This window comes from Bradyrhizobium sp. LB13.1 (assembly GCF_054056815.1).
Map to the genome: position 1 here is coordinate 6,619,278 of NZ_JBSRYQ010000001.1, position 10,615 is coordinate 6,629,892.

General features: G+C 62.8%; 10 protein-coding genes and 1 pseudogene. 4 read left to right on the forward strand and 7 right to left on the reverse strand.

Annotation, left to right across the window (positions count from 1 at the left end; translation table 11 throughout):
• Positions 1-85: 85 nt before the first annotated feature.
• Positions 86-1,012 carry an SMP-30/gluconolactonase/LRE family protein gene (locus ACVWYI_RS32055; RefSeq protein ID WP_247347839.1) on the reverse strand — a complete coding sequence of 309 codons (927 nt, stop codon included), beginning with the start codon at positions 1,010-1,012 and terminating at the stop codon, positions 86-88.
• Between the two features lie 203 nt (positions 1,013-1,215).
• Entirely contained in the window at positions 1,216-1,569 is a 354-nt protein-coding gene (locus tag ACVWYI_RS32060; protein WP_456664161.1) for a hypothetical protein, read from the reverse strand.
• A gap of 185 nt (positions 1,570-1,754) precedes the next feature.
• Here ACVWYI_RS32060 and ACVWYI_RS32065 point away from each other — a divergent pair, with 185 nt between their 5' ends.
• Positions 1,755-1,979 carry a hypothetical protein gene (locus ACVWYI_RS32065; RefSeq protein ID WP_247347841.1) on the forward strand — a complete coding sequence of 75 codons (225 nt, stop codon included), beginning with the start codon at positions 1,755-1,757 and terminating at the stop codon, positions 1,977-1,979.
• 289 nt (positions 1,980-2,268) lie between these two features.
• Here the strand turns inward: ACVWYI_RS32065 and ACVWYI_RS32070 are convergent, their stop codons facing one another.
• On the reverse strand, positions 2,269-2,925 hold the full coding sequence (locus tag ACVWYI_RS32070) for a glutathione S-transferase family protein (protein WP_456664162.1): 657 nt from the start codon (positions 2,923-2,925) through the stop codon (positions 2,269-2,271).
• Positions 2,926-3,085: 160 nt separating this feature from the next.
• Between ACVWYI_RS32070 and ACVWYI_RS32075 the strand changes: the two genes are divergently transcribed.
• Positions 3,086-4,309, forward strand: a complete 1,224-nt coding sequence (locus ACVWYI_RS32075; protein WP_456664163.1) for a polyhydroxyalkanoate depolymerase — start codon at positions 3,086-3,088, stop codon at positions 4,307-4,309.
• 28 nt (positions 4,310-4,337) lie between these two features.
• Here the strand turns inward: ACVWYI_RS32075 and ACVWYI_RS32080 are convergent, their stop codons facing one another.
• From ACVWYI_RS32080 to ACVWYI_RS32090, 3 genes are read right to left on the reverse strand one after another with little or no spacing between them, the layout of a single operon-like run.
• On the reverse strand, positions 4,338-4,532 hold the full coding sequence (locus ACVWYI_RS32080; RefSeq protein WP_354107400.1) for a hypothetical protein: 195 nt from the start codon (positions 4,530-4,532) through the stop codon (positions 4,338-4,340).
• Positions 4,529-5,674 (reverse strand): PepSY-associated TM helix domain-containing protein, encoded by a 1,146-nt coding sequence (locus tag ACVWYI_RS32085; RefSeq protein WP_456664164.1) that lies wholly within the window; start codon positions 5,672-5,674, stop codon positions 4,529-4,531. Before ACVWYI_RS32085 ends, ACVWYI_RS32080 begins: the two co-directional genes overlap by 4 nt.
• A gap of 18 nt (positions 5,675-5,692) precedes the next feature.
• Entirely contained in the window at positions 5,693-7,951 is a 2,259-nt protein-coding gene (locus tag ACVWYI_RS32090) for a TonB-dependent siderophore receptor (protein ID WP_456664165.1), read from the reverse strand.
• Positions 7,952-8,250: 299 nt separating this feature from the next.
• Between ACVWYI_RS32090 and ACVWYI_RS32095 the strand changes: the two genes are divergently transcribed.
• Entirely contained in the window at positions 8,251-9,177 is a 927-nt protein-coding gene (locus tag ACVWYI_RS32095) for a catalase family peroxidase (RefSeq protein WP_456664166.1), read from the forward strand.
• On the opposite strand, the gene ACVWYI_RS32100 is transcribed toward ACVWYI_RS32095, so the two are convergent.
• The gene (locus tag ACVWYI_RS32100; protein ID WP_247442717.1) at positions 9,178-10,104 is read right to left on the reverse strand and encodes a helix-turn-helix domain-containing protein; all 927 of its coding nucleotides are present in this window, start codon (positions 10,102-10,104) and stop codon (positions 9,178-9,180) included.
• A 348-nt stretch (positions 10,105-10,452) separates the two neighbouring features.
• On the opposite strand from ACVWYI_RS32100, the pseudogene ACVWYI_RS32105 reads away from it, so the two are divergent.
• Positions 10,453-10,614: pseudogene (locus tag ACVWYI_RS32105) on the forward strand (polyhydroxyalkanoate depolymerase); the annotation flags it as partial.
• Position 10,615 lies beyond the last annotated feature (1 nt).

The window sequence follows — 10,615 nt, forward strand, 5'->3', positions numbered from 1 at the left end:
GCCCTTCGAGACGCGCGCTAAGGGCGCGCTCCTCAGGGTGAGGGTCTACTTGATTGCTTCGCTTCGCTCGCAATAACGGCTTGGCTCACTTGTTCAAGAAATTCAACGGCAAACCGCCGCGCGGCCAGTCCATGGCGATCAGCTCGCCCTTGCCCGAGAGTGTGATGTACGCGGTCTTCAGCTCGGGGCCGCCGAAGGCGATGTTGGTGGTGACGCGGTCGCCGGTCGGCACCTGCTCGACCAGGGTGCCATCGGGCGCGATCACCGAGATGCAGCCGGAGACGAGGGTGGCGACGCAGACATTGCCGTTCGCTTCGACCGCCAGCGAGTCGAACATCTGGTAGCCGCCGAGGCCGCAGATCGGTTTTCCGCGCTCGCCGCGATAGATCACGTCGCGCGGCTTCAGCGTGCCGGGCGCGGAGAGCTCGTAGGCCCAGAGCCGGCCCGTCGGCGTCTCCGCGATGTAGACGGTGTTCTCGTCCGGCGACAGGCCGATGCCGTTGGCCGGCAATACGCCATGAACGATTTCGACGATCTCCTTCATGCCGGGCTTGAGATAATACATGCCGCCGACGTCCATCTCACGCGCGCGGCGCTTGCCGAGATCGGAGAACCAGAGGCCGCCGTGCTTGTCGAACACCAGATCGTTCGGACCGCGCAGATCGTGCTCGCCGCACTTGGTGACGACGGTTTCGATCTTGCCCGATTGGAGATCGACGCGCTGGATCGAGCCGCCGAGATAATCGTCCGGCTGCGGGCCGGGCATGATCATGTTGCGGGTCGGGATCCAGGAGAAGCCGCCATTGTTGCAGATGTAGACCTTGCCGTCGGGGCCGAGCGCCGCGCCGTTCGGGCCGCCCGGAATCTTCGCGACGATCTCCTTGCGGCCGTCGGGATAAACGCGGGTCAGGCGCTGACCGCGGATCTCCACCAGCACCACCGAGCCGTCCGGCATCACGACCGGCCCTTCGGGAAATTCGAGGTCGGTGGCGAGAACGCGGACGTTGGACATGTGGGGACCCTCCCGATTGCTTGTTATGACTTGCACGGGATGTCCGGCACGGGCCCCACACGCAAGATTTGCCTGCGGTTATGACAAAGTCACCGCGGCTTGCCAAGCAAGCCGGATGGTATGCCAGCGTTGCGCGCTACTGCTTCATTGCCCCGGCTCGGCGGAGCAGCGTTACACGCTGCGCCGCGTCCGGGACACGGCATTCACTTCGCATCCTTCGGCGACGGCGCGTCCTGCTTCTTCTTCACATCCTCCGCGATCTTCGCCTGCGCGGCCTGGAGATCGCCGAACGTCTTCTGCAAGCCGGCAACCGTCGTCTTCAACGCATCGATCTGGCGAGCGGCGGCGTCCAGCTTCTGCTGGTGATCGAGGTTTAGCCTGGTGATCGTCTTCTGGAGAAAGTCGACGTTGCTCTGGAGGCAGCTGGTGCGGCGCTCCATGGTCTTCTCGACGGTGCAAATCTCGATGCCGGGCACGTCCTGCGCGCGAACCGACGCATTCGCCAGCGCGGCGAGCAGTAACATCGCGAAACAGACGCCGGCACTTCGAAGATGCATGCTGGTTCCTCGTCAAATCAATCACGGCAATGTGCGCTTTTTGCGCGCCGCCGCATAAGGCTACCACACTCGCACCGCATTCTCGCGTTGAGCTTGTAGCTGTTCCCTCGGACGGGGAGCGATGATCTGCACGCGGAGGGAAATGGGCACTTCTTCCGCGGCTTTGTTTAGGGGAGATTTTTGGAATGGCAACGCGCGACAGACGACTTGCAGAATTCGACGGCTCCGGAGAACCGCCGCCTGGCCTTGCAGTCGAAGTGCTGTGCGAGGACCATAGCGGGACGTATCAACTGCCGTTCGCTTGCCGCTATGTGGAGGGACGCTGGCAGAACCACACGGCCGGCGTCGCGGTCGAAGCAACCGTCATCGGCTGGCGCGTGCCGCGCTTGAAGCACTCGGGCGTGGCCTGAGCATCGAATTCTGTCTCAAAATGCAACGGGGCCGCGTCCCGGCTTAACCTTCGGAACGCGGCCCGAACGAATCACGTCCGAATCAGCCGTGGGGCGCTGTACGCGCCTGTTCACGGCTAGATGTCGCAACCAGTTCGCACGCGTATACAATATCTGTGCAGCGCGTGAGCAGGCCCGAGCCGGCCACGGACGCCAAAAGTTAACGGCTTCAATGACTTCAATGCCATGACTGCCGGGTGCGGCGGTTCAGGCCGCGCCCCCAAAACAGGCAGGGCGGCACCAGGCCTGGCTAATATTCGACCTCGAGCTCCTCGATCTCGGCCGGCTCGTCCCTTGCCGCTACCATCCATTCCCTCATCTCGGGTATGGCCATGATGGTATCGGCATAGGCCTTCAGAAGCGGTTCGAGCTTGACGTCATAGGTGACGAAGCGCGTCACCACCGGGGCGTACATCGCATCCGCCATGGTGCGCTTCTCGCCGAACAGGAAGGGGCCGCCCGATTTCTCCAGGCAGTCGCGCCAGATCGCCCAGACGCGATCGATGTCGGCCTGCGCGCGCGACCAGACCTTGAAGCCGGGGAAATGTCCCTTCAGATTCACCGGCAGCGAGGCGCGCAGCGTGGTGAAGCCGGAGTGGATTTCGCCGCAGATCGAGCGGCAATGTGCGCGCTGGACGCTATCAGCCGGCAGCAGGCCGGCATCCGGCATCGCCTCGTTGAGATATTCGGCGATCGCCAGGGTGTCCCAGACCACTGCGCCGTCGTGCCGCAGGCACGGCACCAGGATCGATGACGACAGCAGCAGGATCTCCGCGCGTGCCGACGCGTCGTCGGGCGCGGTGGCGATCTCCTCGAAATCGAGCCCGGAAAATTTCGTCAGCAGCCAGCCACGCAGCGACCAGGACGAGTAGTTCTTGCTGCTGATGGTCAGTTTCGCCTTCGCCATATGGCCTTCCCTCACGCCTTTGACCTGCACCCGCCCGGCCTGCGGGGAATGCTCGCTTCCCGCGAATAAAGCAGCAAGCGACGTGCCAATCTGGAGGTCGGCCCATCTCCGGTTTGGCTTCGATATTGCATAGCAGCACGGGACAAGTGGGCGTTTCAGTATGATGTCGATGTATTATCAGGCCTTTCAGAACCATATGGACCTGACGGCGCCGTGGCGGTCGGGCGCTTCCTCCGCACTCCAATTCCTCAATCTGGTGCCGCAGGGCTTGTCGGATCAGGTCGTCGGCCGACTGTCGGCCGCGCTGGAGCTGATCTCGCGCTCCACTCTCACCTATCACCGCCCCGCTTACGGCATCGACAGCGTCATGGTGGGCAACCGCGAGGTCGGCATCACCGAGGAGGTCGCCTACGCGACGCCGTTCGGCTCGCTGCTCCACTTCAAGAAGGATGGCGCGCCCGAGCAGCCGCGCATGCTGCTGGTGGCGCCGATGTCCGGCCATTTCGCGACGCTGCTGCGCGGTACCGTGAAGACGCTGCTTCAGGACCACGACGTCTACATCACCGACTGGCACAATCCACGCGACATTTCTCGCAGCGAGGGTCGCTTCGGGCTCGACGACTACACCGATCACCTCATCGATTTCCTCGGCCAGCTCGGCCCGCGCCCGCATATGGTGGCGATCTGCCAGCCCTCGGTCCCGGCGCTCGCGGCCGCCGCGATCATGTGCGAGGGCAACCATCCCTCGCGGCCGGCGACGCTGACACTGATGGCGGGGCCGATCGACACACGCATCCAGCCGACCAGGGTCAACGAATTCGCCAAGAGCAAGCCGATCGACTGGTTCGAGCAGAACCTGATCAACTACGTGCCGATGCAGTGCCGCGGCGCGCTTCGGAAAGTCTATCCCGGCTTCGTGCAGCTCACCGCCTTCGTCTCGATGAATCTCGAGCGCCACATCAAGCAGCACATGGACCTGGCCAACCACATCGCCAAGGGCGAGAAGGACAAGGCGGCCAGCATCAAGAGCTTCTACGACGAATATTTCGCCGTGATGGACCTGCCCGCCGAGTTCTACATTGAGACCGTGCGCGACGTATTCCAGGAACATCTGCTGCCACAGGGCAAGCTGATGCATCGGGGACGTCCGGTGAACACCAAGGCCGTCAGCCGGATGGGGCTGATGACGATCGAGGGCGAGAAGGACGATATCTGCTCGATCGGCCAGACACTCGCGGCGCAAGACCTCTGCACCGGCGTGCGCGCCTATCGCCGCGTTCACCACATGCAGGCCGGCGTCGGCCATTACGGCGTGTTCTCGGGCAAGCGCTGGAACAACGAGATCTATCCGCTGCTGCGGGATTTCGTGCACGTGAATTCCTGAAGGCGCGGCGCGAGCGCCTGCGCCCCTGTCACGCCTGGCGACTCGCGGCGCGCTTGCTGACATAGAAGAGGATGATCGCGAGCGGAACCGCAAGTGCGATCCAGGAGGCCTGATCCCAGATCCCATCTCCGAGCAGCGCCGAGACCAACCCGAAAGCAATGACGCAGGCGATCACGACCGGAGCCCGAAATATCCTGGCAAGGGAACGCCTTGCGCCGATCATCGGGATGCCCCCGCGCCGGCCAATTGCGACGCGGCCGCCGCGGTCGATCGCGCCGGCGCCTTGCGCAGGCGCGCCGCCCAGAGATAGAGGCCACTGCCGAGCACGATGAGGGTCACGAGATCGAGCAGCGCCCAGATGATTTTCAGCGGCATGCCACCATAGTCACCGAAATGCAGAGGTTTGGAGACGAACAACGCCTTGACATAAAGCGGCATGTCCCTCGTTTCGCCAAACGACCCGTCATCGGCATTGATCAGCACCGGCTTGAGCAGCCGCGAGGTCAGCGGCTCGTTACCGCGCAAATAGACGCCGTAATGGTGCCCCCCGGCAAACGGCGATCCCGGCATGGCGACCGACTGCACCTTCATGCCTGGAGCGTGTGCGAGTGCGGTATCGATCGCCAATTGTGCAGATGCGAGCTTCGGCGGCACCGGCGCGTTTCGCCAGGGACCGAGCATCGCGACGAGTTCGGTTCGCTGCCAGTGCATTGCGATCTGCTGGGACAGCGTGTTGATGACACCGGTGATTCCGACGACGAGCGTCCACGCCAGAATGACGATGCCGAACAGATTGTGCACATCGAGCCAGTACAACCGGCGGCGCGACCTCATGGTGCCGAAATCCAGCCGACGCATGAACGGACCGTAGACGACCACGCCGGAAACCACCGCGACCAAAAAAAGCAGTCCAATCGCTCCCAGGAACAGCATACCGGCCTGATCCAGGAACAGGTCCGTATGGAGATCGAGAAGAAACTTGGTGACAGCTCCGCGCACGGCGGCGCCGACATGGAGGACCCGTCCCGTGTGACCGTCGACGCTGACGATGGCATCGGCCTTCGGCGTCGTGACGGTCGATGCCATGAAAACGTTCCAGATGGGATTTTCATCATCCGCGCCGACGATCGTGATCACCTCATTTGGTCGTGCCGCTCGGGCGATGTCGAGGACGCGGTCGAAACTCAGCAGCGGCGTACCCGCGGCCACGGCATCGGGCTCAACGGTGGCACCCAACGCCGCGTCAATTTCGTCGTGGAAGATCAGCGGCAGTCCCGTCAGGCACAGCATGAACAGGAACAGCGTGCAGACGAGGCTCGTCCACTTGTGCGCTTCCTTCCAGATCCGAATTGAACGGGGCGTCATGCGGGGGGCTCTCTCTCGTCACCAGGTATAGCGCACGCTGCCGATCACCGTACGCCCCGAGCCGAGGAAGCAGGAACTCAGGGTCGTACATGACGCAACGTAGTACTTGTTGAACAGATTGGTGGCATTCACCGCAATCTGCACACCGCGGAGCCTGCGATCGAGATTCGACAGGTCGTAGTGGATCGCGGCGTCGAACAGCGTGTAGCTCGGGATCGAGATCGTATTGGCGAGATCGCCATAGGAATCGCCGATGTAGCGCACGCCGCCGCCGAAGCCGAAGCCGGTGAGCTGGCCCTGCTGGAACGTGTAATCCGCCCACAGCGCCGCCTGGTTCATCGGCTGGATGGTGAGGTGTTTGTTAAGCTGGCTTGGCGTATTGGTCTTGGTCGTCAGGGTGTCGCTGTAAGCATAGGAGGCCTTCAGCTTCAACCCTTCGGTCAGGCTTGCCGTTGCCTCGAATTCAGCGCCCCGGGACCTGGCCTCGCCGGTCTGCACGCTCTTGCCCGTGACGTTCAGATCCGGAGTGACGACGTTCTCCTGCGTCAGGTCGAACAGCGCCGCCGTCAAGAGCAGGTTGGTGCCGATCGGCTGATACTTCACTCCGATCTCGGCCTGCTTGGCCGTGGTCGGGACCAATGCCGAACCGCTGGCAGTTGTCCCGAGAGTCGGCTGGAACGAGGTGGCATAGGCGATGTACGGCGCCACACCGGAGTCGAACACATAATTCAGTCCGGCTCGCCCTGTGAATGCGTGGTCGTTCTGGCTTTGGGTCGTGTTCTTGATGAAGTCCCGCGTGTCAATGCCGACCCGGTCGTTGCGACCGCTGAGCGTCAGCCTCCATCCGCCAAGCGCGATCTGGTCCTGTGCGTAGAGGCCGGTCTGATCCTGGCGCTGCCCGGTGTTGGTGCCGGTCGTCGGCATCGCAATTGACGCACCATAGACCGTATTATTGAGATTGATCGATGGTGCCGAGCCGATGCCCATATTCAGTTCGCTGGTGATGTGACGATAGTCGACCCCCATCAGCACCGTATGGGCGAACGCGCCGGTCGAAAAGCGGGCCTCGACCTGATTGTCTATGGTGAACGCGTCGGCGTTTTCCGGAAACTTGAAGGAAGCGCGAGCGAGCGTGGCGAAATCACCTGCGCCGGAATTGGGATAGGGGTTCACACCCGCCGCACCGCCACCGGCGACTGCATAGGTGTTGGTCTGGAGGTTGAAGTAACGGATGTTCTGCCGCACCGTCCAGATCTCGTTGAACGAGTGCTCGAACTGGTAGCCGACCCATGCCTGCTGACGATCGAAATGATCGAAGCCGGGCTCGCCGAGGAATTTCGTGAGCGGAATGCGTCCGTTCGGACTGGGCAGCAGCGTGCCCACGGCCGGAAAGAATTGCAGAGTGAGACCGGTGATGTCGCGCTGATAACCGCTCAGGAATGTGAAGGTGGTGTCGAGATCGGGCCTCCAGGTGAAGGACGGCGCGATCGCGCCGCGAAAATCGTTGACGAAATCGACCTGCGTCCCGCCGTCATGCAGTGTGCCGGCGATGCGCCAGTACAAATCACCCTTCTGATTGATGCCGCCGATGTCGAAATTGGTTTGCGCCTTGCCCCAGCTATCGCCGAGAACTTCGACCGAGTTGACCGGCGTCGCCGTCGGCAATCGGCTGACGAGATTGATCATGCCGCCCGGCGCGACCTGTCCGTAAAGCGGCGATGAAGGTCCTCGCAGCACCTCGATCCGTTCGAGCAAAGCGAGATCGAGCTTCGGCTGGCCGAATTGACTGGCACCATATGGAAGCTGCATGCCGTCGAGATAGAGGACGGGCTGAAAGCCGCGGATCCGCAGCGATTCAAATCGCGTGTCGTTCGGGCTGTTGGTGACAACGCCAGGCGTGTAGCCCAGGGCCTGCACCACCGACCGCGCACCCTGGTCGCGGATTTGATCGCTGCCGACCACGGAGATCGACTGCGGCACTTCCAGGATCGGCGTGTTGGTCTTGGTTCCGGCCAATGTTCGATGCGCGACATATCCCTCGATCGGGCCATTGCCCTGGCGGAATGTGCCTCGACTTGCCGCCGTCTCGACGCGGGCGGCCTCGGCACCCTGTCCCGTCGCCGCCCTCGGCTGATTGGAGCGTGTGCTGCGCGAAGTTCGCGTTGGTTGATGGCGCGTTGTCGCGCGCGGTTTTGCCGCGTCGACAGTCACAGGAGGCAACGTCGCGCCCGGTGCTGTCTGCGCCGTTTGCGCGACGCTCACCGTCGCGGAACCCATCAACACCACCCCAAGCAAGGCAACAAACGGAGCTCTCGCTCCACCCACCAGAATTCCCACCATCACGCCCCATTCCACTTACGACAGCCGTACCCCCCGGTCTCCGCGATGGAAAGAACGCGACGGCGATGCTCCAATAGAATCTCTCTTAGAACGAATCAAACTGTGGGCCGTGCACATGGCGTGCATCGCGGGAATCTCTTCGGCAATATCAGACAAAGCATCGTCGCTTTGGGAAAGACGCCGGCGATGCACCAGCCCTAAAACACGGACATGCCGCTTCAACCGGAGGCCTTGCCATGTCCGAATTGCCAACCCCAGCCGCCACGCCGGCCGCGATCGTCGACGCACTGAAGACGGTCGCAGGCAATCCGCCGAAGGTGCGCGCGAGCTTCGCCAAGGGTCGATGCGTGCGCGGCACCTATACCCCGTCCGACCGCGCGGCAGAGGTCACGCGATCGCTGAGCTTCACAAAGCCTTCGCGCGTGTTGGCCCGCTTCTCCGTCGGCGGCGGCAATCCTGACGTAGCCGACACCAGCAATTTCGTGCTGCGCGGCTTCAGCTTCAGGCTTGGCGACGACGCCCATCGCTCGGACATTTTGGTGGAAAGCGCGCCTGTGCATTTTGCACGGACGCTGGACCAGATGCTCGCCTTCCTCAAGGCGCGCATTCCGGGCGCGGACGGCAAGCCCGACATGGCGAAGGTCAAGGCCTACTCCGCGGCCAATCCTGAGACGCTGAATCAGGCCAGTTACATCGCCGCGCGCCGGCTGCCCGGCAGCTTTGCCGGCACGACCTATTGGGGCGTGCACGCCTTTCCCGCGACCAGCGCGAAAGGTGAGACCCGCTTCATCAAGTTCAAGCTCGCGCCTGTCGGCGGCGATATCACGCTGGGTGAGGACGAAGCCGGGGCGAAGTCCGCCGACTTCCTGCACAAGGATCTCGCGCAGAGGATCGCAGCCGGCGATGTCCGCCTCAACGTGATGGCTCTGCTGGACCGTCCCGGCGATCCCGTCATGGACGTCACCCTGCGATGGCCGGACGAGGACAACCGGGAGGAGGTGCGGCTGGGGACGATCGTCATCACCGGTCTGGAAGCCAACGATGCCTGCGACCGGTCCATCTTCGATCCGGCCAATCTCGCCGACGGCATCGGCCATCCGCCGGACGAGATTTTCGCGGCGCGCCGCGCGGCCTACAACAATTCGCTGGCGAAGCGGCGCTGATTAGATCTTTTCTCGTCCGCCATCCGTTTCGCGACGCCACGCGCCCGGACTGACGCCGACCATCGACGAGAACACCCGCGTGAAATGGCTCTGATTGGCAAATCCGGCCGAGATGGCAATCTCGGATAACGGCAGGTCGCGGACCGTCATCAGTTGCTTGGCCGCCTTCACGCGCTGCTGGAGCAGCCATTGATGCGGCGGCAGGCCGGTGGAGATCCGGAATGCGCGTGAGAAGTGGCTGACTGAAAGGCCGAGATCGGTCGCGATCTGCTGCAGCGCGATCTTGCCTGAGAGATCGGAGTCGAGCCGGTCACACGCACGCTTCATCTGCCATGGCGCGAGACCGCCGCGGCTCGGTTCTGCGGCTGGCTTCAGCCCACCATAGGTCTGAGCGACGTGAGCGGTGAGCGCGAGCATCATGTGATCTACGAAAAGCTGGTTGGTCTCGTCGGGTCGACGCAGTCCGTGCTGCAACGAGGCGCCGACATGTCGAATGACCTCGTCGTCATGACCGACACCTGGCTCGTAGCTGAGCTCGCCAACGCGCGGCCCGCCCGACTGCCTGGCAACGCCGTTGAGCGCCGAGCGCGGCAAATAGAAGAAGAGCGAGTGAAACGGCTTGTCGATCACATAGCGCGGGTCGCGCTTGAGGTCGTACAGATAGGTCGCGCCTGCGCGAACATCCGCCTTGGTGACACAGCGGCCCTGCTCCCAGCATTCGCAACCCGGATAGTCGCGGAATTTCAGGCTGACAAGATAGGCATCTTCCGCCGCCAGGGAGCCGGAAATACCCGGTGTCGGATCGTCGTTGCGGACTTCAGTGACCGCGAGCGCGGCGCTATGCAGCGAACGCGTGATCAGCACTGGTGCTTGCTTCGAGTGAAGGCCCTGTCCGAGCCTCCGTCCGTAGACGCCCGCTTGTGTCATTTCAATAAACCTATCCGTAAAGGCACTTCTTCGTCGGCCTTCCCGATATTTGCGCATTATCGGAGATCGCCGGCCAACGGTCCAGCCGCAGCGCATAACACGAAGCTTTTGCCGCAGGCTGTCGCGCCGGATCGCGCCGCGATGATTTCATTGTGATTTCAGCGTGATGTCATAGGCCCGGCATCGCGAAGGACAACACAGCTAATCTGTTCTGCGACTCACCGCACGATTTCGTCGTGCGTTCTCGAAAGCATTCGCAGCGCGCCTGCGCCGCCTCAGGCGGACCACTCCTCGCCCCAGACCTGGACGACGTGACCCGGCGACACTTCGCGATATTGCCGAACCGGCGGCCAGACGCTCGCGGCACAAGACCTTTGCACCGGCGTGCGCGCCTACCGCCGCGTCCACCACATGCAGGCCGGTGTCGGACATTACGGAGTGTTCTCGGGCAAGCGCTGGAACAACGAGATCTATCCGCTGCTGCGGGATTTCGTGCACGTCAATTCGTGAA